General features: G+C 65.3%; 19 protein-coding genes and 1 pseudogene. 12 read left to right on the plus strand and 8 right to left on the minus strand.

Annotation, left to right across the window (positions count from 1 at the left end; genetic code table 11):
• The first annotated feature begins 51 nt into the window (after positions 1 to 51).
• From ACN22W_RS33815 to tssE, 3 genes are all read left to right on the plus strand, one after another.
• Complete coding sequence (locus ACN22W_RS33815; RefSeq protein WP_040140390.1) at positions 52 to 537, plus strand: Hcp family type VI secretion system effector; 486 nt, start codon at positions 52 to 54, stop codon at positions 535 to 537.
• Between the two features lie 139 nt (positions 538 to 676).
• Positions 677 to 3,403, plus strand: coding sequence for a type VI secretion system ATPase TssH (tssH, locus tag ACN22W_RS33820; RefSeq protein ID WP_419690417.1), 2,727 nt, complete (start codon positions 677 to 679; stop codon positions 3,401 to 3,403).
• A gap of 16 nt (positions 3,404 to 3,419) precedes the next feature.
• The gene (tssE, locus tag ACN22W_RS33825; RefSeq protein ID WP_419690763.1) at positions 3,420 to 3,845 is read left to right on the plus strand and encodes a type VI secretion system baseplate subunit TssE; all 426 of its coding nucleotides are present in this window, start codon (positions 3,420 to 3,422) and stop codon (positions 3,843 to 3,845) included.
• Positions 3,846 to 4,101: 256 nt separating this feature from the next.
• Here the strand turns inward: tssE and ACN22W_RS33830 are convergent, their stop codons facing one another.
• The 3 genes from ACN22W_RS33830 to ACN22W_RS33840 form a co-directional block, all read right to left on the minus strand.
• Positions 4,102 to 4,890, minus strand: a complete 789-nt coding sequence (locus ACN22W_RS33830; protein ID WP_419690418.1) for an enoyl-CoA hydratase/isomerase family protein — start codon at positions 4,888 to 4,890, stop codon at positions 4,102 to 4,104.
• A gap of 14 nt (positions 4,891 to 4,904) precedes the next feature.
• A complete protein-coding gene (locus ACN22W_RS33835; RefSeq protein ID WP_419690764.1) occupies positions 4,905 to 6,641 on the minus strand; it encodes an AMP-binding protein in 1,737 nt (578 codons plus the stop codon).
• Positions 6,642 to 6,941: 300 nt separating this feature from the next.
• On the minus strand, positions 6,942 to 8,057 hold the full coding sequence (locus ACN22W_RS33840) for a porin (RefSeq protein WP_419690419.1): 1,116 nt from the start codon (positions 8,055 to 8,057) through the stop codon (positions 6,942 to 6,944).
• 386 nt (positions 8,058 to 8,443) lie between these two features.
• Between ACN22W_RS33840 and ACN22W_RS33845 the strand changes: the two genes are divergently transcribed.
• The 9 genes and pseudogenes from ACN22W_RS33845 to ACN22W_RS33885 all read left to right on the plus strand — a co-directional run bounded on the left by ACN22W_RS33845 (position 8,444) and on the right by ACN22W_RS33885 (position 17,291).
• The gene (locus ACN22W_RS33845; protein ID WP_419690420.1) at positions 8,444 to 8,830 is read left to right on the plus strand and encodes a bacteriohemerythrin; all 387 of its coding nucleotides are present in this window, start codon (positions 8,444 to 8,446) and stop codon (positions 8,828 to 8,830) included.
• A gap of 32 nt (positions 8,831 to 8,862) precedes the next feature.
• Positions 8,863 to 9,857 (plus strand): annotated as a pseudogene (locus tag ACN22W_RS33850) (PDR/VanB family oxidoreductase).
• A gap of 45 nt (positions 9,858 to 9,902) precedes the next feature.
• The gene (locus ACN22W_RS33855) at positions 9,903 to 11,204 is read left to right on the plus strand and encodes a Rieske 2Fe-2S domain-containing protein (protein ID WP_419690421.1); all 1,302 of its coding nucleotides are present in this window, start codon (positions 9,903 to 9,905) and stop codon (positions 11,202 to 11,204) included.
• Positions 11,205 to 11,228: 24 nt separating this feature from the next.
• A complete protein-coding gene (locus ACN22W_RS33860) occupies positions 11,229 to 12,497 on the plus strand; it encodes a Rieske 2Fe-2S domain-containing protein (protein ID WP_419690422.1) in 1,269 nt (422 codons plus the stop codon).
• 11 nt (positions 12,498 to 12,508) lie between these two features.
• A complete protein-coding gene (locus tag ACN22W_RS33865) occupies positions 12,509 to 13,336 on the plus strand; it encodes an SDR family NAD(P)-dependent oxidoreductase (RefSeq protein ID WP_419690423.1) in 828 nt (275 codons plus the stop codon).
• A complete protein-coding gene (locus tag ACN22W_RS33870; RefSeq protein ID WP_419690424.1) occupies positions 13,333 to 14,289 on the plus strand; it encodes an alpha/beta hydrolase in 957 nt (318 codons plus the stop codon). Before ACN22W_RS33865 ends, ACN22W_RS33870 begins: the two co-directional genes overlap by 4 nt.
• A gap of 113 nt (positions 14,290 to 14,402) precedes the next feature.
• The gene (locus tag ACN22W_RS33875) at positions 14,403 to 15,083 is read left to right on the plus strand and encodes a MarR family winged helix-turn-helix transcriptional regulator (RefSeq protein ID WP_226800689.1); all 681 of its coding nucleotides are present in this window, start codon (positions 14,403 to 14,405) and stop codon (positions 15,081 to 15,083) included.
• Positions 15,084 to 15,170: 87 nt separating this feature from the next.
• Complete coding sequence (locus ACN22W_RS33880; protein WP_419690425.1) at positions 15,171 to 15,704, plus strand: toxin; 534 nt, start codon at positions 15,171 to 15,173, stop codon at positions 15,702 to 15,704.
• Positions 15,705 to 15,920: 216 nt separating this feature from the next.
• A complete protein-coding gene (locus ACN22W_RS33885; protein WP_193102708.1) occupies positions 15,921 to 17,291 on the plus strand; it encodes an MFS transporter in 1,371 nt (456 codons plus the stop codon).
• A 66-nt stretch (positions 17,292 to 17,357) separates the two neighbouring features.
• On the opposite strand, the gene ACN22W_RS33890 is transcribed toward ACN22W_RS33885, so the two are convergent.
• The 5 genes from ACN22W_RS33890 to ACN22W_RS33910 form a co-directional block, all read right to left on the minus strand.
• Complete coding sequence (locus ACN22W_RS33890) at positions 17,358 to 20,114, minus strand: UPF0182 family protein (protein WP_419690426.1); 2,757 nt, start codon at positions 20,112 to 20,114, stop codon at positions 17,358 to 17,360.
• A 270-nt stretch (positions 20,115 to 20,384) separates the two neighbouring features.
• The gene (locus ACN22W_RS33895; protein WP_419690765.1) at positions 20,385 to 22,520 is read right to left on the minus strand and encodes an alpha-galactosidase; all 2,136 of its coding nucleotides are present in this window, start codon (positions 22,518 to 22,520) and stop codon (positions 20,385 to 20,387) included.
• Between the two features lie 23 nt (positions 22,521 to 22,543).
• On the minus strand, positions 22,544 to 23,395 hold the full coding sequence (locus ACN22W_RS33900) for a carbohydrate ABC transporter permease (protein ID WP_419690427.1): 852 nt from the start codon (positions 23,393 to 23,395) through the stop codon (positions 22,544 to 22,546).
• Positions 23,396 to 24,319, minus strand: a complete 924-nt coding sequence (locus ACN22W_RS33905) for a carbohydrate ABC transporter permease (protein ID WP_419690428.1) — start codon at positions 24,317 to 24,319, stop codon at positions 23,396 to 23,398.
• Between the two features lie 58 nt (positions 24,320 to 24,377).
• Positions 24,378 to 25,616 (minus strand): extracellular solute-binding protein, encoded by a 1,239-nt coding sequence (locus ACN22W_RS33910; RefSeq protein ID WP_419690429.1) that lies wholly within the window; start codon positions 25,614 to 25,616, stop codon positions 24,378 to 24,380.
• Between the last annotated feature and the right edge of the window lie 48 nt (positions 25,617 to 25,664).

Genomic DNA, 25,664 nt, shown 5'->3' on the forward strand with positions numbered 1-25,664 from the left:
TCGGGGGCTCGCTCCGGGCAATATTAGTAGTACGTATAAAGGAGTGAAGAAATGGCAATTCCTGCCTATATGTGGCTCAAGGACGATGGCGGCGCCGACATCAAGGGTTCGGTGACGGTTCAAGGCCGTGAAGGCAGCGTCGAGCTCGTCGCATTCGATCACGGCGTGCACATCCCGACCGACGGCAACACCGGCAAACTGACGGGTACGCGTGTTCACAAGCCCATCACGCTGACGAAAGAGACGGACGCGTCGACGCCGTATCTGTACAAGGCGGTGACGAGCGGCCAGACGCTGAAGTCGGTCGAGATCAAGTGGTACAAGATCGACGACGCGGGCAAGGAGAAGGAGTATTTCAACACGAAGCTCGACAACGTCAAGATCGTCGCCGTGAATCCGGTGATGTACGACATCAAGAACCCGGACTACGAGAAGCATAACCACCTCGAAAACGTCGAGTTGCGTTACGAGACGATCACGTGGTCGTACAAGGACGGCAACATCATCCACAAGGACACCTGGAACGAGCGTTCCTGATCCTTATCGCACGGTCGGAACCGCCGAGTCTTTTAGCGGTTCCTTTGCCGGCCTGAACTGGTCTGGCCGGCCTTTTTCTACCCGGGAGCGAGCCACGCCGATGGTTGCGGCTTACTCCTTTCCGTATCCAGGCATCGACATGACTCCGCGCGACACTACTCACCTGCTCCGTCGGCTGAATCCGCACTGCGCCACGGCGCTCGAAGCGGCCGTGAGCCTATGCCAGACGCGTCTCGCGGACGAAATCACGGTCGAGCACTGGCTGCTCAAGCTGCTCGAAGCGGCGGACGGCGATATTCCCGCGATCCTGGGGCACTACGGGATCGACATCGACACCGTCTGGGATGCGCTCATCGCCGCCATCGACCACCTTCCCCGCAATCTGCGAGGTAAGCCCGCCCTCTCCCCGCAACTGGCGACCATGCTGCAGGATGCGTGGATGCACGCGTCGTCGGAGAAGGATGACGCAACCATCCGGTCCGGCAACCTGCTGCAGGCGATTGCCGATACGCCCCATGTGCTGCGTGCCCGGAACGCATGGCCGCTGCTGTCCGTCAGCAGCGCGCAGGTCCATCGGATTCTGCCTCGCCTGGCCCATCGGTCTTGCGAGGGCCGGTTCGACGAAGGCAATGAAGGTGGAACGGACGACGGTGCGACGGCTCCTACCGAAGACAATACCCGGGAGACGGCCGCGCGCATTGCGACGATGACGCCTGCGCCCCAGCGGACCACCGAAGGCGATGCACTCGCCCGTTTTGCGATCGACCTGACCGACAAGGCCCGCCGCGGCGACATCGATCCTGTATTCGGCCGGGATCGCGAGATCCAGCAGATGGTCGATGTGCTCGCGCGCCGGCGCAAGAACAATCCGATCCTCGTCGGTGAGCCGGGCGTCGGCAAAACCGCACTCGTCGAAGGCCTCGCGCTGCGCGTTGCCGACGGGAGCGTGCCCAACGTCATTCGCGGCGTACGCATTCTTACGCTCGATCTCGGACTGCTGCAGGCCGGTGCCGGCGTGAAGGGCGAATTCGAGCAGCGCCTCAAGAACGTGATCGACGAAGTGCAGGCCTCCCCGATGCCGATCCTGCTCTTCATCGACGAAGCCCATACGCTGATCGGCGCAGGCAATTCCGCCGGCGGTGCCGACGCAGCCAACCTGCTCAAACCCGCACTCGCGCGCGGCGAACTGCGCACGATCGCGGCGACAACATGGTCCGAGTACAAGGAGTTCTTCGAGCGCGACGCCGCGCTCGAGCGCCGTTTCCAGATCATCAAGGTCGACGAACCCGACGATGATGCGGCTTGCCTGATGCTGCGCGGCCTGAAGAGCCGCTATGCGAAGTACCACAACGTGCACATCCGCGACGAGGCGCTCGTCGCGGCAGTCAAGCTTTCGCGCCGCTACATCCCGGCCCGGCAACTTCCGGACAAGGCGGTCGACCTCATCGATACGGCCGCCGCTCGTGTGCGCATGGGGCTTGAATCGCCGCCGGCAGAACTGCAGCGTGCAAGCGCAACGGTCGCCGCGCTCGAACTGGAGCAGGCAACACTCGACTCGGACGCGCAGGCCGGCATCGACGACGTTGCGGGCCGACGCGCGGTGCTGGAAGGCGCATTGACCGAGGCACGCAACGTCCTGACAGACCTGCAGACCCGCTATGTCAGTGAGCTCGAACTGGTGCGTCTCGTTCACCGGCATCGGGCCGCGATCAGCGAAGGCAGCTCGATGCCCGAGCGCAACCAGCTTGACGAAACCAAACATCGGCTTGCCGATCGACAAGGCAGGACGCCATTGGTCTTCGTGGACGTCGATGCATCGGCGATCGCGCGCGTCGTCGCGGAATGGACAGGTGTGCCTGTCGGCAACCTGATGGAAGACGAACTGCAGAGCCTGCTGACCCTCGAGCAGCAGTTGGCCAAGCGCGTGGTCGCGCAGGGCGACGCGCTGACTGCGCTCGCGGAGAGCCTGCGTACCGCGAAGGCGGGCCTCAAGAATGAACATGCGCCACTTGGCGTATTTCTGCTCGCAGGAACATCGGGCGTCGGCAAGACTGAAACGGCACTGGCACTGGCCGACTTGCTGTTCGGCGGGGAGGCGGCGCTCACGACCATCAACATGTCGGAATATCAGGAGTCGCACACGGTATCGCAACTGAAAGGATCCCCGCCCGGCTACGTCGGTTACGGCCGCGGCGGTATCCTGACCGAAACCGTGCGGCAGCGTCCCTACAGTGTCGTGCTGCTCGACGAGGTCGAGAAGGCGCACCGCGACGTGCTGGACATGTTCTATCAGGTGTTCGACCGCGGCACGATGCGCGACGGCGAAGGGCGAGAAATCGATTTCCGCAACTGCGTGATCCTGATGACCTCCAATCTTGGAAGTGCCCAGATCGACGACGTGACCGCGGACAATCCGGACGTCACGCAGGCGGCGCTGCTCGATGCAATTCACCCGCAGTTGGTGGCGCACTTTCAGCCTGCGCTGCTGGCCCGCTTCCAGTCAATCGTCTATCGGCCGCTCGACGCCACCGCGCTCGCGTCGATCGTGCGGCTCAAGGTGGCAAAGGTTGCCGAACGCCTGTGCCGACAGCACGACGTTGAGCTGGCGTGCGATGACTCGCTGGTCGCAGCAATGGCAGAGCTTTGCCTGGCGCGGGAGTCCGGCGCACGCAACGTCGATGCATTCCTTGACCAACGCATCCTGCCCACCGTATCCCGTGAGCTGCTCGTACGCATGGCGGCCGGCGACGCGCCCGCGAAGATCGTTTTGTCGGGCTCGGCCGACGGAAATCTGACAATCGATTTTGTCGATCGCGACGACGTTGCGGCCGGCACGACAGAACCCACCACCGCCGTGTCCGTGTAACGGACCGAGGATGATCATGCAGTCGGGACCCTCCCTCTATGACATGCTGCTCGGCCAAATCGGAGGTGAGCCGCTTGACGCCTATGACGACCGGACACTGGAATGCATGAGCGTCCAGCAGAACGTACAGCGCATCCTGAACACACGGGCCGGCGCACTCAAGCACCTCCCCGACTATGGTCTGCCGGACCTGACGAACATCTACAAGGCGCTACCCGCTTCAGCCCACCTGCTCAAGCAGCAGATGGAAGCGACGCTTCTGAAATATGAACCACGTATCCGCTCGATCGACGTCGCGATCCTCGAGAACGACGATCCGGGCGTACTGGTGAATTTCGAGATGACGTGCCATCTGAAGAAGGCCGGACTCGTACAGTTCGGCACGTACTTCGAGCCGCCCGGCCGTATGTGGGTCAAACGCAGAATTCCGGAGCGCGGTTGATTCGACGATCATTCGCGGAGACCAGTGTGAACGGCCATTCCGCGCGAAGGTTGACGCATTGTCCGACCCGATGCCGGGTGGCAAACGGCCCCAAGCAGCCTTTCGGTCGAGGTCACACAGGTTGGCCGGCGCGGATGTGGCGGGCCTGCGGCGACTTTCTGGTCGGGGAAGAGCTGATCGGAACAATGCCCCAGGATCAAAGGTATCCCTTGTTCGCATGAGCGCCCCCTCCACTGGAACGCCACCCCGACCCGCATCACCGCCCGTAAAAAACGACCGGCTCCGGTTCCACACCCCGCTGCATCGCGTCGACGCGCGCCGTCCGCCCGCGTCGCGCATCTTCGGTGTTGTGCAGCGGCATCCCGAGATCGAGCACCACCTGGTCGGCGCCCGGCACACCGCCCGCCGACCACGCCTTCAGCAGCGCGCGAATGGCCGCATACGAGCGCGTCGGGCCATTCGCCAGCCGGATCGCCAGATCCTGCGCAGCGCTTTCCACATCGGCTTCCGGGACCACGAACGCGGCGATCCCCAATTCACCCGCCGTCGTACCCGACATCACCTCGCTCAACATGACGTAGCGTGCCGCACGCGCCGGCCCCGCGCGTTCCGCGATCCGTTGAACGGCGCCGCAGACGGGTATGGTGCCGACCGACGGCTCGATGCAGCGGAACGACGCGTTGTCCGCCGCCACGACCAGGTCGCATGCGAGCGCCAGTTCGAACGCGCCGCCCCAGGCCCGGCCGCGCACCGCACACACCGTCGGAATCTGCAGTGCTTCGATCTTGCGATACGCGTGATGCATGTCGCTGATGAAGGTGCGCCACGCGTTGAATTCCTTGTCGATGAAATCGAGGATATCGCCGCCCTGGCTGAAGTTCGGACCTTCCGCACGAACCAGCAGCGCGCGGATGTTCGCTTCGCTGGCCGCGTGGATCGCGTCGCTCAGGTGTTCGGAAAACGCGGTGGCAATCAGGTTGAGCGGCGGGTTGCCGAGCACGATGTGGCCAACGGCATCGTGACGCTCGAAACGGACGGATTTCATGCTTGTCTCCTTGATCAGGCAGTTTTGCTGGCATTCAAATCGAGTTCCCGGATCATGCTTTCGCGCATCGCGAACTTTTGCGCCTTGCCGGTCACCGTCATCGGCATGTCTTCGACGAAGCGGATATAACGCGGGATCTTGAAGTGCGCGATCTGGTCGCGGCAGAAATCGCGGATCTCGTCCTCGGACGCATCCTCGCCCGGCTTGAGCACGATCCACGCGCAGATCTCCTCGCCGTACTTTTGATCGGGCACGCCGAATACCTGCACGCTCTGCACCTTGGGATGGCGGAACAGGAACTCCTCGATCTCGCGCGGGTAGACGTTCTCGCCGCCGCGAATGAGCATGTCCTTCACACGCCCGACGATATTGCAGTAGCCGTCGGCATCGATCGTCGCGAGGTCGCCGGTGAACATCCAGCCGTCGCGAATCGAATCCCGCGTGCGCGCGTCGTCGTCCCAGTAGCCGAGCATGACCGAGTAGCCGCGAGTGCACAGTTCGCCTGTCTGCCCGATCGGCACGACCTTCCCGTCCGCATCGACCACCTTGCACTCGAGATGCGGCTGGATGCGGCCGACCGTCGACACCCGCTTGTCGAGCGGATCGTCCGTCGCGCTCTGGAACGACACCGGGCTGGTTTCCGTCATGCCGTACGCAATCGTGACTTCCGTCATGTGCATGTTCGCCACCACCCGCTTCATCACCTCGATCGGGCACGGTGCGCCGGCCATGATGCCGGTGCGCAGGCTGGAGAAATCGTGGCGCGCGAAATCCGGGTGGTCGAGCTGCGCGATGAACATCGTCGGGACGCCGTGCAGCGCGGTGCAACGCTCGTCGCTCACGGCCGCCATGGTGGCCGACGCATCGAACGCCTCGCCCGGAAAGACCATGCACGCGCCGCTGGCCGTACACGCGAGGACCGACATCACCATGCCGAAGCAGTGATACAGCGGTACGGACACACACAGCCGGTCCGTTTCCCGCAAGTTCATGGCCGCCGCCACGAACCGTGCATTGTTGATGATGTTCCGATGCGTCAACGTCGCGCCCTTGGGTGCGCCGGTGGTGCCGCTGGTGAACTGGATGTTGATCGGGTCGTTGGCATCGAGCGCCGCGGCGATCGCATCCAGCTCGTCCATCGGCACGCCCGCGCCACGCTCCAGCACCTGCCGATACGTCAGCATGCCCGGCGTGCGCACCTCCTCCATGCGAATCACCCATCGCAGCGTGGGCAGCCTTGCCGCACGCAATTCGCCGGGTGCGCAGTGCTGCAGCTCGGGGGCCAGGGTCTGCAGCATGTCCAGGTAGCGGGATGTCTTGAACGACTCGGGCGCGACGATGGCCTTGCAGCCCACCTTGTTCAGCGCGTATGCAAGCTCCGCGAGCCGATACGCCGGATTGACGTTGACCAGGATCAGGCCGAGCCGGGCAGTCGCGAACTGCGTCACGGTCCATTCGAACCGGTTGGGTGACCAGATGCCGATCCGGTCGCCCCGGCGCAGCCCCATCGCATGCAGGCCGGCGGCCATCGCATCGACTTCGTCGGCGAACGCCTGCCAGTTCCAGCGCACGCCTTGCGCGCGGAATACGACAGCCGGACGTTCGCCGTGAAGCTTCACGGTCTCGGCCAGCAGCGCCGGCACCGTCAGTTCGCTCAACGCGAAGCCGGTGGCGCCTTTGACGTAGGACAGTCCACTGACCGGCGGCGTCGCAGCGTCGCCGGGCCCGGATGTTCCAGACTGCATCTTCATTTGTGTCTCCAGAGTTTCACCGGCGCAACGCTTGCCACGACTCGCGCGTGGGCTTCGTCCGATCCGTTTCCGGGATGCATCATTGTATCTTCCTCGGAAGATGTCAAGACGGGATTTTTCCCGTATCTCGGTGAGAGGTTGTTTCCGCATGAATGGTCCTTAAATCGCGGATAAATCTACAATTTCAACCCGGGATATCGAGTGGAACGATGCGCGCGAACGCTCTCGAAAGACGAGATAACGTCATCCGTGGAAGTTAGCATGATGCGAGCCCGCACGAACGACGCGCGCACCGTTTCTTCAGAACATATGGCGAATGCCGACCATCACCCCGGTCTGGTCCACGCCCGGCGCCGGCCACGAAGACGTGCCCGCGGTGCCGCCGTCGATCGTGAGCACGGAGTCGCGCTGATTGAAGATGCGCCCTGCCGTTACGTAGACGGAGCTGCGCTTCGACAGCAGATACATCGCGCGCGCCGCGATCACGGAGGCGCCGGCGTCGTATCCGTTCACGGTGAGATGGCCGAACTGCGCGTCGAGGACGATGCTTGGAACCGGCAGATAGGTCGCCCCGAGCCACCAGTAATTGCTGCTCGCGTCAAAAACGCCCGGCGCCATTTCCCCGTGGTTGATGCGGTGCAGGAAGCCGCCGCCGATCGTCGCCGTGCCGAACTTCACGTAGCCGTCGATGACGGCTCGGGTGTCGGTCTGCGAGCTGTACGGCAGCGGCGAGTCGGGCCCGCCGCCGCCATAGTTGCGATCGAACGCAGTCGCGATGCCCCAGCTGTCCGCCTCGTATTTCAGCATCGCGGAGATCGACTTGCACGCGCGATAGTCGGTCGGCGACTGGCCCGCGCATCCGCCGGCGGCCGCGGGCGCGACCGCGTCCCGCCCGAGCGAATAGCTGACGCCGAAGGTGAGGCCCGACGACGTAATGCTGTAGACGATCGTGTTGTCGAGGCGCGCCTGGGACAGATAGGTGTCGAGCAGCCCTGCCGCATAGATGTTCGGCCCCATCGTATCGCCCGGTATCGCCCAATAGATCTGCGAATACTGACGGCCGACCGACAGCGTGCCCCACCGCCCCGACAGCCCGACGTACGCCTGCCGGCCGAACAGGCGGCCGCTCTGGTTCAGCGTCCCCTGCCCCGGCGAAAAACCCGACTCGAGCACGAAGACCGCGCTCAGGCCGCCGCCCAGATCCTCCTTGCCGCGAAGGCCCCACCGCGACGGCAACGACCCGGTGAGTTGCGGCACCTTCACCACGCTCTTCTTCTGGGGACCGACGTTCGTCACGTATTCGACGCCGGTATCGATGATCCCGTACAGCGTCACGCTCGATTGCGCGTGCGCCGCTCCCGACGCGCACATCGCGAGCGTCGACAGTCCGAGCCAGACCGCGTTGCGCCGCGCCAACCCTTCTCCAAACCCATTTGTCCGCAGACTCATTTTTGCTGCCTCCATGTAATTCATGTCTTCCACGGAAGATAGTAATCACACATCTTCCATGTCAACCAACAGTCGGGTCGTGAGTTACCCTATGCTCGCTCGGAGCGGCGCGTGTACAGGCTATTGGCGCGAAATTGAAGCGCCTCATAGTTTTCCCTACCTCGACATTTGGTTCATCGTTATCTATCTTCCACGGAAGATAAATGAGATTCGTCTGATCCGATTCATGTGGCGAGACAGGAAAATGAAAGAGTCAGAAGATCATCAGGCGGCCGCTCATCCCCGGAGCATGCCGTCGCCGGCCGACACCGCCCTTCGTCTGGAGCGACGACTACGCGCTCGGTCACGCGTCGATGGACGACACGCACCACGAATTCGTCGCATGCGTGAATGCGCTGCTCACGACACCGGACGACGACCTCAAACGTGCGCTCGATGCGTTTGCCGCGCATGCGCACGACCACTTCGGCGACGAGGATGCCGCGATGCGCGACACGGCCTATGGCTCCGCGGGCTGCCATATCGACGAGCACGCGGCCGTGCTGCGGTCGATCGACGAGGTTCGCGCCGCGCTGGCCGAAGGCCGGCCGCAGGTCGTCCGGGCATTCGCCCGCGCGTTGGCCGGATGGTTTCCCGAGCATGTGCGCGTGATGGACCAGGGGCTCGCGCGCTGGCTCGTTCAGCAACAACTGGGCGCGGCCCCAGTGGTCATCCGGCGCCGTCTTGCGGTCGCGGCGTGACGCACGCCCCCTTTTTCATTCGAATGCTCATCATGGAACAGAACCCCCTTTCACCGAACGTGTTGCTGCGAGTCGGCGTATCCGCGAAGACGTGGCTGGCCGACGACATCGTCGGCTTTGAGTTCGCGCCGCTGTCGGACGATCGGTTGCCCGACTTCGAAGCGGGTGCGCATATCGACGTGCACCTGCCTAGCGGACTCGTGCGTCAGTACTCGCTGTACGACCTGCCGGGCGAGCCGTCGCGCTATCGCATCGGCGTGCTGCGCGATCCGCAATCGCGCGGCGGATCCGCGAGCCTGCACGACGACGTCCGCGCGGGAGACACGCTGTCAGCGCGCCGCGCAATCACTTCGCGCTGCACCGCGGCCCCGAGCAGTCGCTGCTGTTTGCGGGCGGCATCGGCATCACGCCGATCCTCAGCATGGCGCAGCAGCTGGCGCGCGAGCACCGGCCGTTTGCGATGCACTACTGCGGCCGCTCGCTGGCGCGGATGGCATTCGTCGAGCGCGTGCAGCAGATGGCGTCCGTCGACGATCCGCGCGCACGGGTGCAGGTTCACGTCGACGACGGCCCGGCCGAGCAGCACCTCGATGCGCGTGCCGCGATCGGCTCGCCGTCGGCCGACAAGCATCTGTATGTCTGCGGGCCGACGGGCTTCATGGATCACATCCTGCAGACCGCGCGCACGCTCGGCTGGGACGACGCGCATCTGCACCGCGAATATTTCGCGGCGGCGCCGGTCCAACCGTCCGACGAAGACAGCCCGTTCGAAATCGAAATTCACAGCAGCGGCGAAGTGATCCAGGTGCGGGCCGACCAAAGCGTCGCGCATGCGTTGCTGGACGCCGGATTCAACCTGCCGCTGTCGTGCGAACAAGGCGTTTGCGGCACCTGCATGACGAGGGTGCTGGCCGGCGAGCCCGACCATCGGGATCTCTATCTCACCGACGACGAGAAAGCGCGCAACGACAGCTTCATGCCGTGCTGCTCGCGTGCGAAGACTGCGCGGCTGGTACTCGATCTCTGAGGCCGCCGCACGCGACCCGCTGAACACTGCAACGAGGGAATCCACATGTTGACCAAGCAGGACAATGAACTGATGTGCCGCACCGGCCCGGGCACCGCGATGGGCAATGCGATGCGCCGCTTCTGGCTGCCGGTGATCCAGTCGTCCGATTTGCCGCCGCCCGACGGCGACCCGAAAACGATCGAGCTGCTCGGGCAGCGGTTCGTGGTCTGGCGCGACCGGGATGGCAGGCCGGGCCTCTACGACGAAGGCTGCCTGCACCGCGGCGCGTCGATGCAGCTCGCCCGCGCGGACGGCGACGGCCTGCGCTGCATCTATCACGGCTGGAAATTCGCGGTGGACGGAACGGTGCTCGAAACGCCGAACGTTCCCGATCCGAAATTCAAGGACCGCATCAGGGGACGCACGTATCCGGTGCGCGAAGCGGGCGGCCTGATGTGGGCATATCTCGGCCCGGCGGGCAACGCGCCGCCATTCCCGCACCGGGCATTCATGGATCAGCCGGACGCGCATCGCATCAACGTGTGCGCGATCGTCAACTGCAACTTCGTGCAGGTGATCGAAGGGCTCGTCGACTCGTCGCACCTGACCGTGCTGCACAGCTCCGCGCTGGCCCAGACCAACGACTCCGATCTGGACTATGCGGGGAAGATCACGCACATGCAGTTCGACGCGGCCCCTGCGATCGAAGCGGACGAGACGGATTTCGGCTTTCACTACGTCGCGATCCGCCAGGCCGGCGACAACCGCATCGCCCGCGTCACGTCGTTCATCACGCCGGGCTTCATCGCCAACGCGAACGGCGACGTGTGGCTCGCCGCGGTGCCGATCAACGACGAGCGCTGCTACTTCTTCCACGTGTGGTGGGATGCCGACAAGCCCGTCGGCGAAGAGCCGCTGCGCAGCGCGCAGCTCAAGTTCGTGGGCCTCGACGCGCCGACGCTGCGCAAATACGGGATGACGCTCGACACCTGCGACTCGCCGGCGGCGATGTCGTTCGTCAACGGCTATCGCCAGGATCGCCATGCGCAGCGCGACGGCCACTTCACCGGATTCGACAGCATCACGCAGGAAGACGCCGCATGCAGCATTTCGAGCGGCGCGATCCGCGACCGGTCGCAGGAAATGCTGTCGAGCGCGGATCTCGCGATCAGCCGCCTGCATCGCACGCTGCTCGCGTGTGCGCGCGCGGAGCGCGATCAGCAGGACATTCCGGCGTTGCGCGCGGAATCGGGCCGTGCGATCGGCGTGTCCGGCGAAATCGGCCCGGGCGAGGACTGGCGACAGCTGGTTCCGCACCACCGGATCGTGTCGTCTTCCGCCACCCGCACGCAGCGCAACGCATAACCCAGTCTGAAACAGGAGTTCGACATGTTGAGTCACGAAGATAACGAAATGCTGTGCCGCGTCGGTCCGGGCACGCCCGGCGGCGCATTGATGCGACGTTACTGGCACCCGGTCTGCACGTCCGCCCAATTGCCGGACCCGGACTGCGCGCCGTTGCGCGTGCGCCTGCTTGGCGAGCAGTACGTCGCGTTCCGCGACTCGAACGGCCAGGTCGGCCTGCTCGAGGAGCTGTGCATGCACCGCGGCGCGTCGCTCGCGCTTGGCCGTGTCGAGGAAGGCGGCATTCGCTGCCTGTATCACGGCTGGAAGTTCAGCGTGTCCGGCGCCGTGCTGGAAACGCCGAACCACGCGGACCCGAAATACGCGGCGCGGATGAAGGCGCCCGCGTTTCCGGTGCGCGAGGCCGGCGGCATCGTGTGGGCCTATGTCGGCCCGAAGGAACTGGAGCCCGCGTTTTCGCGCTACGCGTTCATGGATGCGGCGCCGAATCATCGCGTCGTGCTGCGCATCAACGTCGCGTGCAACTACCTGCAGCTGGTCGAGGGCGGCGAGGACAGCTCGCACGTCGGCGTGCTGCACACCAACATGGCGCGGCCCGGCTGGAAGGACGACGCGTTCACGCGCAATCCGGACGTCGTGAATCCGGCCGCGCTCGCGTCGAACGATCTCGAACCGTCGCTGAAGATCGAGGACACCGCGTTCGGCTTTCACTACGTCGCGCTGCGCAAGACCGACGAGCCGGGCGTGCGCAATGCGCGCGTCGTGCCGTTCATCGTGCCGTACGGCCGCATCATTCCCGCGCCGGCGTTTCTGTTCACCGTGTTCGAAGTACCGGAAGACGACACGCACACGAGCACCTACATCGTCGTGCACGGCGACTCGCCGGTCACGGAAGACAAGATCATCGAACTGCTGGGCCTGGACGATCCGAAGTATTACGATCGCCAGAACTGCACGTTCAACGCGAGCTGGGCCGATTCGTTCGGCCAGAGCCGCGAGCGGATGAAGGAAAACTGGACCGGGCTGCGCGGCGTCGAAGTCGAGGACGCGACGATCGGGCTGTCCCAGGGGCCGCTCTACGACCGTTCGCGCGAGCATCTGGTGCCCGCGGACCAGGCCGTCGTGCGGGTGCGCCGTGCGCTGCTGGCAGCGGTCAAACGTGTGATGAACAACGAGCCGCCGCCGGCGCTCGGGCTCGATCTGCGCGGCGTCAGCGCGTGCGACCGGCCGCTCGCGGACGATGCGGCATGGCAGGAGCTGCTGCCGACGCATCGCGACACCATCGAAGCGTGAGGAGAACCTTGATGACGAACGATCAAACCCGCAGCGATACGCCGGACTACCTGTCCCTGCTGCGACTCGACGGGCGCGGTTTCGTGGTGCTCGGCGCCGGCCAGGGCATCGGCGAGCAGACAGTTCATGCGCTCGCGCAGGCCGGTGCACGCGTACTCTGCGTCGATCGCGACGAAACACTCGCGCGCCGCATCGCCGAAGCCGTCGACGGCGTGCCATGCGCGGCCGACGCCACGTCGCGCGACGACATGCAGCGCGTGTTCGACACGGCGCGCCAGCACTTCGGCCGCATCCACGGCGTGGTCGACATCATCGGCGTCGCGGGCATCAAACCGCTGTCCGCTGTGGACGATGCGTCGTGGAATCAGCAGTTCGACATCGTCGTGCGCCATGCGTACCTCGCGCTGCAGATCGGCGGCGAGCTGATGAAGGCCGACGGCGGCGGCACGTTCGCGTTCGTCGGCTCGCTCGCCGGCGATCGCGCGGTGCCGAGCGAGGTCGCGTATGCGGCGTCGAAGGCCGCGCTGCACCATCTGGTCCGCTGCGCGGGCGTCGAGTATGCGCCGTACAACGTGCGCATCAACGCGGTGTCTCCAGGGTTCGTGCGCACGCCGCGCCTGAACCAGCGGCTGGACGAAGCGACCTGGACGCGGGTCGGCGAAGCGATCCCGATCGGGCGCGCGGCCACGCCCGCAGAAATTGCCGGCCACCTGCTGTTCCTCGCGTCCGACCTGAGTGCGCACATGGCCGGTGAAATCGTCACCGTCGACGGCGGCCTCGGCGTGAAGGCCGCCATTCCCGCCATCACGTTTGCCCCGTCGGCAACCCCCACACCATGAGCCAGATGACTCAACCTTCTCCACGCGACCTCGTTCATCCGTCGCTGCGCGCGTTCGCCGACGCGGCCGCCGCGCGGCCGAGCCTCGCTCAGATGAGCGCCGACGACGCGCGCGCCGGCATCGCCGCACGCACCGCCACGCGGGCGCCCGGCCCGCGCGTCGACAAGGTCTTCGACCTCACGATTCCCGGCCCGGACGGTGGCATTCCGGTGCGCATCTACCATCCCGACGGCGCCGTCGGCGTGACGATGGCCTTTCACGGCGGCGGCTGGCGGATGGGCAATCTCGACAGTTTCGACGCCGTGTGCCGGCACCTGGCCAACGATTCCGGGCTGGCCGTGATCAGCGTCGACTATCGGCTGGCGCCCGAGCATCCGTTCCCGGCGGCGCTGGAAGACGTGTGGGCGGCGACCTGCTGGGTCGCCGAGCACGGGCACGAGCACGGGCTGCCGACCGGGCGGCTGACCGTATTCGGCGAATCGGCTGGCGGCAATCTTGCCGCCGTCGTGTGCCTGCTTGCGCGGGAGCAGGCACACCCGCGCATCCTCGCGCAGGCGCTCGTGTATCCGGCGACCGACGCCACGCAGCACCACGCGTCGCGGTCCGTTTATGCGGAAGGCTTCGTGCAGCGCACCGCCGACGTCGCGCATGCGTTCCGCGAGTACGCGCTCGATCACGGCGTGTCGCCGTCGGTCTGGACGCTGTCGCCGTTCCATGCGGCCAGTCACGCGGACTTGCCGCCGGCCCTCGTGATCACCGCCGAGTGCGACGTGCTGTGCGACGACGGCGAAGCCTATGCGCGCAAGCTCGCCGAAGCGGGCGTGGCGACGACGTGCGTGCGTTATGCGGGGATGCTGCACACGTTTTACGGCATGCGCGGCGAGGTCGGCGCCGCCGCGCTGGCCCAGCGGCAGGTGGCCGACATGCTGCGTGCGGCCGTACACGCCGGGTAGCGTGCGACGCGAACGTGCGACCGGGAAACTTACGTACAATGGCGGTCAGCCACGCCGGTCATCGCCCCGTTACGATCGATCCGGTCGCACGCCCTTCCAAGGAAGCCATCGAGATGAGCACCGCAGACGCAAAGCAGCCCGCCCGCAACCGAACCGGCAAGAACGCAGCGCCGGCGCAGACGGAATCCGCTCCCAAGGCGAGCCTGCCGCGTCACAGCCTGATCGAACTGATCACGCTGCAATGGCAGCACGAGCACAGCGAACTCGACCTGTCGAATTTCCTGATGGCGATCTACTTCATGCGGATCGGCACGCTCGTCGAGCAGTCGTTCGACAAGATGTGCCAGCGCATGTGGGGCATCAGCGGGTCCGACATGCGTGTGCTGCTCGCGCTGCGCCGCAGCGGGCACCCGTATGCGAAACGTCCGACCGATCTGTATCGCGCGCTGCTCGTGACGTCGGGTGCCATCACCAAGAAGATCGACCGCCTCGCGAGCCTCGGGATGGTGGAGCGTCAGCCCGATCCGGGTCATGCCGGCGGATTCATCGTCCACCTCACCCGGAAGGGGCTCGACGTCGTCGACAAGGCGGTCGTGAAGCTCGCGAACGAATCGTCGATCGCACCGGCGATGGCGCATTTTTCCGATGCCGAGCGCGAAGCCGGCAACGATTTCTGCCTGCGCACGCTCGCGTTGATGGAAGACCTGGTGCTTCCGGACGCCGACGATACGGACAGCGCGCCACCCGCGGCGCGGGCCAAGCCAACGCGTCGCGCGCCGCGCGGCGGCAAGTAAGCGGCGGGCCGGCCGGCGCGTGTAGCGGGATCTATCGGGCACATCAGGCACAATACGCGGCCTCGCCATTCCACCGCGGTCAAACACATGCGCTTCGTCGTCGTCGGAACAAGCGGGTCGGGGAAATCCACCTTCTCCAGCGCGCTGGCGGCTGCCGCGGGCTGCCCGTACATCGAACTCGATCAACTCTACTGGGGCCCCGACTGGACAGCCGTGCCGCCCCAGCAGTTCGAGAACGCGGTGCTTGCCGCGACGGCCGGCGACCGCTGGGTCGCCGACGGGAACTACAGCGCCGTGCGCGACGTGCTCTGGTCGAGGGCCACGCACGTCGTCTGGCTCAACTTCGGGCGATGGACGGTGTTCTCCCGCGTGCTCTGGCGCACGGTAAGCCGCGGGCTCATGCGCACCGAGCTTTCGCACGGCAACCGGGAGTCGCTGCGGATGGCGTTCTGCTCCAGAGATTCGGTGCTGCTGTGGTCATACACCACGTTCGACAAGAACCGTGTCAAGTTCGCCACCCTGCGCAACGATCCGAAATTCGCGCATCTGCAGTGGACGGAAATCACCGAGCCGTCACGTACCCGGGCGTTCATCGACATGCATGCCCGCACCGGCGGGTGAATGCGATGCGGTATCCGCGCGCGTGTTCGGTTTGAACATCACGCCACCCTCGTCCCTATCGCAACGAATAGCCATTAAATATCACGTTGCGATATATCAGGATGTCTGACTGAAAAGCCTGGACACCGTGCAATCCACTAGCCGCGGGCACTTGCCGGAACCCATCGCCGGGCGTATGGTTGATTTCTCTATCGCCCTTATCCGGGAGATATCAACATGGCTGCCACACAATCCGCGGCCACGCCCCTCTCCGACGAGGAAGCCCGGCGCCAGTTGCGCCGCGCCGTCATCGCCAGCACGATTGGCACCACGATCGAATGGTATGACTTTTTCCTCTACAGCACGGTCACCGGCCTGGTCTTCGCAAAGCTGTATTTCCCGCAATCCCACCCGCTCGTCGGCACGCTGCAGGCGTTCCTGATCTATGCCGTCGGCTTTGTCGCGCGGCCGGTCGGCGCGGCGATCTTCGGCCATTACGGCGACCGCATCGGACGCAAGGCCACCCTGATCGTGACCCTGTTGCTGATGGGGCTCGCCACGTTCGCCGTGGCCTTCGTGCCGACCTACGCCGCGATCGGCATCTGGGGCGCGGTCATTCTCACGGTGCTGCGCTTCATCCAGGGCGTCGGCGTGGGCGGCGAATGGGGCGGCTCGGTCCTGATGTCGATGGAGTGGGCGCGCACCAATGCGCATCGCGGTTTCGTCGCATCGTGGCCGCAGTTCGGCGTGCCGGCCGGACTGTTCCTCGCCAACCTCGCCGTGCTGGCCATGAGCTGGTTTTCCGGCAGCAGTTTCCTCGCGTGGGGCTGGCGCGTGCCGTTTTTCCTCAGCATCGTGCTGGTCGCGATCGGGCTCTATATCCGCCTGAACATTCTCGAGACGCCGATCTTCGCGAAGCTGCTGGCCGAGCGCCGGATCGAGAAGACGCCGATGCTCGAAGTGTTGCGCAAGCAACCAAGGGATATCGTGCTGTCGGCGTTCGCGCGGATGGCCGAACAGGCGCCGTTCTATATCTATACGGCGTTCGTGTTCACGTACGGGATCACGGCGCTGGGCGTGTCGCGCGAACTGCTGCTGACGGCGGTGCTGGTGGCGTCCGTGGTCGAGTTCTTCACCATTCCGCTGTTCGGGCACGTGTCGGATCTGATCGGGCGGCGGCGAATGTACATAATCGGTGCGGCTGTCGTCGGTGTGTTCGGATTCCTCTACTTCGCGATGGTCGATACCCGGAACCCGGTCTGGATCTTCGCGGCCATCGTGCTGTCGCTGGTCCCGCATTCGATGATGTACGGGCCGCAGGCCGCCTTGATCGCCGAGTCGTTTACAGGGCGGTTGCGGTATAGCGGCGCGTCGATGGGTTATCAGCTCGCGTCGGTCATTGCCGGTGGCCCGGCACCGCTGATCGCGACGGCGCTGTTCGCCTACTACCATTCGGGGTATGCGATCGCGGCGTACGTGCTGGTGTGTGCGGTGCTGAGCGTGGTCGCCGCATCGAAGCTCGGGGACTACACGAACAAGGATATTTCGCGGGAATACGACGATGCGCGGGGGTTGGGCGATCACGGGCACGCGCCGCCGGTGACCTGACGAACCGGCCGGCGATCGAGCCGTCGGGAAGCGTATGGGGTGCACGCCCGTTTGGCGGCACCCCGCTCACTTCTTGTTATCCGCTCGAACGGCGCCCAGCGCCTCGAGCAACGGCCGCAGCGCATCGAGTTCCGTACCGAAGCCGGCCCAATCCCCCGCCTTCAGCCGCTCGATCGCGCGGTTGTAATGGGCCAGCGCGTCGCGGGCGCGCGCATCCGCTGCGCCGCTCGCCGGTGCCACCGCCACCGGCCCCGTCTCCTTGAAGAGCGCGGCGAGCGCCTCGCTCAGGTTCTCCTCCATCACGACGCGATCGCCGTAGGCCGCGATCACCCGTTTCAGCTCGGGCAATTGGCCCGACGCCGCGCGTAGATAAAGCGGCGACACGTAGAGGATCGAGTTTTCGATCGGCACGACCACGAGATGGCCGCGGATCACGCGCGAGCCCATCTGGTTCCACAGCGAGATCTGCTGCGAGATTTCCGTGCTCTGCTGGATGCGCGCCTCGATCTGGTACGGCCCGTAGATCAGCTTGTCCTTGGGGAATGCGTAGACGATCAGCTTGCCGTACCCGGGCGGATCGCAACGCGCGGCCAGCCACGCGATCATGTTCTCGCGCTGGCTCGGCACCATCGGCAGCATCAGCACGAAGCCGGCCTGCGCGTCGCCGGGCAGTCGCATGATCGTGTAGTACGGCGCCATCCGCGTGTTCGCGGTGTCGGCGCCGTCGATATCGCCCAGCGCGCGCGGAAACTGCCAGAGGTCCTCGCGGTTATAGAACACTTCCGGCGCGTCCATGTGATACGCGCGGTAGAGGTTCGCCTGGATCAGGAACAGGTCTTCCGGATAGCGGATATGCCGTTGCAGATCCTGCGGCATCGCGTCGAGCGGCTTGAACATGCCGGGGAAGATGCGTGCGTAAGTCCGCACCAGCGGATCGGACGGATCGCTGACGTAGAAGTCGACCGTGCCGTTGTATGCGTCGACCACCACCTTGACCGCGTTGCGAATGTAGTTGGCGCCGTCGCCGACACCGGGCGGCGCATACGGAAACCAGCGACTGGTCGTATAGGCGTCCTGCATCCAGAACAGGCGGCCGTTGCTGGCCACGATATACGGGTCGTGGTCGAGCGCGAGGAACGGCGCGATCGTGCGGATCCGGTCGCGGATGTTGCGGTGAAACAGGATCCGGCTGTCGTTCGTGATGTAGTGCGTCAGCAGGATGTTGGGATCGTCGAACTGCCACGCGAACAGGCTGCGCCGCGCCACGCCGCCGATCGCGACACCGTCGCGCCCGCTGTAGGACGTGTAGACGTTGCTGTCCCCCTTCGGGTAGTCGAATTCGGGCACGCTGCCCTTCACGATCACGTAACCCTGCCCGCCTTCACCGAAGTAAATGCGCGGTTCGCTGATGGCCGGCCCGCCCTCCGCGGCAGGCGGAATGTCACGCAGATAAAGCGACGGCAAGCCTTCGGTGGATTTCTCCGTGACCGGCGACATTACGACGCCGTTGCCGTGGGTGAACAGCAGATGCAGGTTCACCCAGGTTCGCGCGTTCTCCGGCAGCATCGTCTGCTCCAGTTCGCGTGCCGACAACATGACCTGCCGGTAGCCGGAGTCGAGCCGGTAGCGATCGATATCCACGGAGAAGAACTTGTAGTAAGTCCGGATCTCCTGCAACTGCGCATAGGTATCCATCAGCGGCTGCACATCCCACAGGCGGATGTTGTCGACGGTCGCGCGATTGGCCTGCAGCGACGCGAGATTCAGCCCTTCCTCGGCTGCAAACGGCTTGACCTCGATCTGCGCGAGGCCGTAAGCCTGCCGCGTCAGCGCGATGTTGTGCTGGATATAGGGCGTCTCGAGCTGCAGCTCGCTCGGCTTCACGTAGAAGCGCTGGAACAGTGCGGGATAGAGGATGCCGAGCGCAAACGACGTGCCGAACACCAGCAGCACCGCAGCGGCCGGCAAACGATAGCCGGGCCGGCGCATGTTGACCAGCATCGCGACGGCCGACGCCGTGGCGAGGCCGACGAGCAGCCACAGCACCGGCAGCATCACGTGGACATCGGTATAACCGGCGCCGACCACGACACCGTTGTTGTCGTAGAGCAGCAAAAATCGTTCGAGCCACCACGACCACGCCTTCAGCAGGAAGAAGAGCGCCAGTAGCGCCGAACCGTGAACGGCGGCGGCAGACGAAAGCCCCTTCGGCCGCCGCAGTGCGATGTCGCCGCGCAGCCAGTAGACGATGCCTGCGGCGATCGCGCAGCACACGACCACTTGCAGCAGCAGGTTCTTCAGCACGATCCAGACGGGCAGCGCGAACAGATAGAAACCGATGTCCTTGCCGAAGATCGGATCGTGTGCGCCGAACGGCACCTGATGCAGATAACGCAGCGCAACGTCCCAGCTCGACATCGCACCGGCGGCGATCGCAAGCCCGAGGAAGGCGGCGCCGGCGGCAATGACCACGCGCCATGGAATGCGCGACGCGACGTCTCTTGCCAGCGCCAGAAGGACTTCCTCCTCGCGCGTCGACGCAGGGTCCTCGACCGGCCAGACATCGACGGGCCGTGCATGACGATGCGCGAGCAACCCCGACGCGCCGATCGCGGCCGCCGCCACGGCGAACACCGCGACGAACAGCAGCACCCGCGTGGACAGGACCGTCCAGTACACGCCGCCATAACCGATCGACGAGAACCACAGCCAGTCGACCAGGACCCCGGTGATGCGCCCGACGACGATCAGGCAGGCGATGACGATTGCAGCCGCGATCCCATAGCGTTTCAGGCGCGAAACGGACGTTGCTTGCGAGCGCATCGAGGCTCCTTTGCCGGGCCGTCATGCGTGGCCGGCTGCGGCCCGATCGGGGTGCGCCGCCGATCCGTCGGTGAGGATCGCGGCTGGCCGCATGTCTGAATGCTACGCCCGTTGCCGAAACGTCGCCATCCGGCGGCAGGCGCGACGTTGCCGAGGACGAGCGATGCAGCGCAGTGCAGCAAATCCGGTCGCACCCGGTGCGACCGGCAAGCCCGTGCCGACGAGCCGTGACGAACAGGCGTTCGATGCACGGCTCGTCGAACCGAACGCTTACGCCAGCTGCGTCACCTGCTCCAGCGCAATCAGCGTGCACGATTCGGGCGGTTGCGGCGGCAGCGGCACGCCGATGTCCAGCAACGTCGCGCCCGAAAGTTCGGCGCCTTCGCCGGCCATCGCCGCGAACAGGTCGGTCTGCTGCACGAAGTGCGGCGCGACCGGCACATGAAGGAAGCGGACGCGATAAACGACATCGCGCCGCAGTCCGTCGATGCGCAGCGGCAATGCGTAGCGCGTGTCGTCCTCGTGCAATCGATAGACGGCCAGCAGCGACGACATCCCGTCGTCGGCGACGGCCTGGGTCCACGACAGCGCACTGCCGGCACGCCCCTGCCGCAAGGTTCCGCCGTGCAGGACCGGCCGCCACGCCTTGTACAGCGCAATCCAGCGGCGGGCTTCGTCGAATTCCTCGGCGCTGAGGGTTCGCGGATCGATTTCGAGCCCGAGGTGACCGAAGATCGCAACGGCGGCCCTGAACGCCAACGTATGCCGCCGCCCTGTCGTATGAGAGCATTCCGCGCCGATGTGCGCGCCCATCACCTCGGGCGGAAAGAACCGCAGGAAGCCGCGCTGGATACCGATCCGGGTCAGCGCATCGTTGCAATCGCTCGTCCAGATCCGCTGAACGTATTCCAGCACGCCATAATCGGCACGCCCGCCGCCGGATGCGCAGCTCTCGATCTCCACCGACGGAAACGCGCGACGCAACCGGTCCAGCAATGCGTAGAACGCACGGGTCTGGCGACGGTATGCCGCGAGGCCGTGGTGGCCCGCGGTCGCAAGATCACGATTCATGTCCCACTTGACGTAAGCGATCGCGTGTTCGTGCAGCAACGCACCGACCTGCGCGAACAGATGCGCTGCCACCTCGGGCTCCGCGAGATCGAGTACCAGCTGGTTGCGCCCCGTCACCCGCGGCCTGCCGTCGAGCTGGAGCACCCACTCGGGATGGGCGCGATACAGCTCGCTGTCCGGGTTGACCATCTCCGGCTCCATCCAGAGCCCGAATTCCATGCCGAGGCCGCGCACGCGCTCGATGAGCGGCGCGAGGCCGCGCGGATACTTGTCGGCATCGGGCCACCAGTCGCCCAGCCCGGCGCGATCGTTGTTGCGTCGATGAAACCAGCCGTCGTCGAGCACGAAGCGCTCGACGCCCAGTCGCGCGGCGGCCCGGGCCAACTCTTCGAGATCCGCGGGATCATGCTCGCAATACACGGCCTCCCAGGTATTGAGCATGACGGGGCGCGGGCGCATGGGCTGCTGCGGCGCGTTCAGCATGTTTGCGCGAACGAAACGATGGAACCCGGCGCTCAGTCCGTTCAGGCCGCACGCGCTATACGACAGGTAGGCGCACGGCGTGCGATAGCGTTGCCCGGGGCCAAGCACGACTTCCCCCGGGGCCAGCCACTCGCCCAACTGGAGTTGCCGACGACCGTCGAGCATGGGTTCGATGACGATCGAATGATTGCCGCTCCATCCCAGATGCGCGCCATAAACCTGGCCTTCGTCGTCACCGAGCGACGAACCGATCATCACGCCCGGAAACGAGTCGTGGGAAGTACGACCGCGCCGGTTGTCCCGGCGCCACGTTGCGACGCCGAGGCGCTCGCGCGTTTCCTGGAACTCCAGCGTCCAGCGCCCAAAGAAACCCAGTACCTGGTCTGCGTCGGGCGGCAACGGCACCGATGCCGCGGCCAGCCAGTCCACGCGAAACGGCGTCTCGCCGCGATTCTCGACCTCGGCCCACATCGTCACGACGTCCGACGCCGGATCGATCGCATAACCGAGCGTCACGCCGAGCGCGGCTTGCTCGTCGCTCAGCTTCAGCAACATGCCGTGCGCGTTTCGGCTGACTTCGTCGAGCCGGAATTGCTGCGCCCAGTCCGTGTCGCCGTCCGTCCCCGGACGGGCGCCCGCCAGTGCGGGCTGGTGAAACCAGCCGAACCCGTGGGTCGGCAGGACGGTGAACGGCGGATCGCCGTCGAGCACCGTCGGCGGGTGCGGTCGCGCGCTCGCGGCGCGCCACACGCCGGCGCGTTCATCGGGTTTCGCGCCGAAGTGACGCCATACCGGCGGCATGCCGGACGACTCCTCCAGCGCGATGCAGACGTTGGAGCCGTTCAAGCACACCAGTTTCGTATCGAACATAGGTCTTACCCTTTGGTGGCCCCCATCGTGAGGCCGGCAATGAAGTGTTTTTGCTTGAAGAAAAAGATCAGGACAGGCGGAAGGGCTGCCACGATCGATCCGGCCGCGACGAGATGCCATTGCGCGACCCAGATGCCGCTCAGCGTCTTCAGCCCGGCGGTGACCGGCATCGCGTGATCGCCCTGCACCAGCACCGTGGCCCAGAAGTAGTCGTTCCACACGAAGGTGAAGACCAGTACCGAGATCGCCGCCATCGCCGGCCGCACCAGCGGCAGCACGACCTTGTAGAAGACCTGGAACTCGGTCGCACCGTCCATGCGGGCTGCTTCGATCAACTCGCGCGGCAGCTCGATGATGAAGTTGCGCATGAAGAACGTGCAGAAGCCGGTATTGAACGCGACATGGAACAGCACGAGGCCCGGCACGGAGTTGTAGAGCCCCAGTTGCAGGCTCATCAGGCGAACCGGAATCATCAGGATCTGGAACGGCACGAAGTTGCCGGCCAGGAACAGGAAAAAGACCGGCAGGTTCAGCCTGAACCGATAGACGCCGAGCGCGAAGCCGGCCATGCAGCTGAGGGCCACCGCGCCGATCACCGCCGGCACCGTGATCAGGCAGGTGTTGACGAGATAGCGCGCCAGCGGCGTATCCGTGAACACGGCGCGATAGTTCTCCACGATGCGCCACTCGGTCGGCCATCCCCAGTAGTTGCCGGCGAAGATGTCGGCGGACCCGCGAATCGACGTCAGCGCGATGGCCAGAAGCGGCAGCAGCCAGACGACGAGCGCGACGGCAAGCACGACGCGGTACAGCCATTGCGCGGAACGGCCGGCCTGTTCGATCGGTGTGGGAAACATTCAGGCAAGCTCCTTTTCCTGCGTGTAGACGCGAACGATGACGAAGCCGATATAGACGAGCATCAGCAGAAACAGGATCGTCGCGATCGCCGAGCCGTAGCCGACCCGATAGCCGTAATCGCCGAGTGCCTGTTCGACCATGTAGTAGGCGAGCACCCGCGACGATCCGTACGGGCCGCCCTGGGTCATGATCGACACCATGTCGAAGCTGCGCAGCGCGCCGACGACCGTCACGACGATCGCCACGAACGTCGCGGAGCGCAACTGGGGCAGCACGACGCGACGCAGCATCGACCAGCCATGCGCGCCTTCGAGGCGGGCTGCCTCGATCAGGTCGGGCCGCACGTTCGACAGACCCGTCAGGTAAAGAATCATGCAGTACGAAATCTGCGGATAGAGCCCGGCGGCAACGATGCCGTAGGTGACGTACCGCTCGTCGGACAGCACGGCCACGGGCGGGATGCCGAACCATTGGAGCACGTGGAACAGCAGGCCGTTGGACGGATCGTAGAACCAGCCGAACACGAGCCCGATCACGGCCTGCGAGATCACGAACGGAAAGAAGAACATCGACTTGACGGCGCGCATCCCGAACACGTTCTGATTGAGGAACAGCGCGAAGAACAGGCCGGCCGGAACGGCCAGCAGAAAGCCGACCAGCCAGATGATGTTGTTCCTGAACGCCGTCCAGAAATCGGGGTCCCCGAGGAGCTCGAGGTAGTTGCCCAGGCCGACGAAGCGCGGCGTGCTCAAGCCGTCCCACGCATAGAAGCCGAAGCCGATCGAGCGTGCGATCGGAACGATGACGTAGACGGCGAACAGCACGAGCGCGGGCGCGAGAAAAAGCCAGGGCGCGATTGCGCGCTGGTGACGCTCCCAGAACGTGACGCGCGGGGCGCCGACGGATGTGGCAGTGGATTGCACGAAACCTCCGGTGGCGGACGAACGCGGCACCGCGTCCGTCCGGGACACGATTCGATCGTTATTTGTAGACGCGCTGGCGAACCTGCTCCAGCCGGTCGAGCACCTCGCCACGCGAGTCGGGTTTCAGCATGTAGCGCTCGAATCCGTCCATCGCGGCCTGGGTCAGCTCGGGCGCGGCATCCCGGTCGAAGAACTGCGACAGCCCCTGTGCGTTCGCGAGCAGCGCCGCGCCGGCCTTCAGATACGGATCGCTCGGCGGCGGCGCATCCTGGTTGACCGCCAGTTCCTCGGTGCGCTCGCCGTACCGGGCCTGGACGTCCGCGCGCGCCATATAGGCGAGGAAGCGGCGCGCGTCGGCCTTGTTCCGCGCATTCGCGGGGATGTGGATCGACTCGATCGGCGCCTCCTCCGCGCGGGGCACCGCGGGATCGATCGTCGGGAACGGCATGAAGCCCAGCTTGTCCGGGCCGAGGCCGGCCTGCTTCATCGGCGCCACCACGAAGTTGCCCATCAGGTACATCGCGCCCTTGCCTTGCGCGAGCGACGCGGCCGCCTCCTGCCACGTGTAGGACGCGTGATTGGCGAGGAAATAACCCGGCTTCGTCAATTGATCCCAGCGATCGAACACGGCCTTGACGCGCGGGTCCGTCATCGGCACCTTGCCGCTCGTCAGCGCCATGTGGAACGGAAAGCCGTTCACGCGCAGGTCGAGATAGTCGAACCACGCCAGATTCGTCCACGGCTCCTTCGTGCCGATCACGAGCGGCGTGATGCCGTTCGCCTTGAGCTTCGCGCACGCGTCGAGCAATGCCTGCCACGTCTTCGGCGGCTCGATGCCGAACTTCGCGAAGAGGTCCTTCCGGTAATAGAGGCCCCACTGGTAATACGTGTACGGGATGCCCCACTTCTTGCCGTCCAGGGTCAGCGCCGGCGCCGCCGACTTCAGCTTGGCGTCGAGATTGCCCTTCGCCCACAGATCGGACACGTCCTCGAAAAGCTTCGCGCGCACGAACGGCTCCATCTTGTGCCCCGGATACCAGTTCACGACATCGGGCGCGTCGGCGGTCAGGAAATTCCGGATCGCCGTCTTGTACGCATCGTGGTCGAAGCGGTTGACCTTGACCTGCACGTCGGGATTCTCGGCCTTGAAGCCGTCCACCGCCGCGTCGAACGCGGCTTTCACCGCGACATCGGACGTATCGGTATTGATGACGAGAGGGGCGGCGCCGGCATGCAATGCGGCCGTGGCCGCCAAGGTGCACAACGCGGTCTTCAGCACGTTCCTGCGGGTATTCATGGGGATCTCCTCCTTGTGGTTCGCGGCGGCGTGGCGCCGCTCAATTCG

The organism is Burkholderia theae (genome assembly GCF_048565265.1).
Taxonomy (GTDB): Bacteria; Pseudomonadota; Gammaproteobacteria; order Burkholderiales; family Burkholderiaceae; genus Burkholderia; species Burkholderia theae.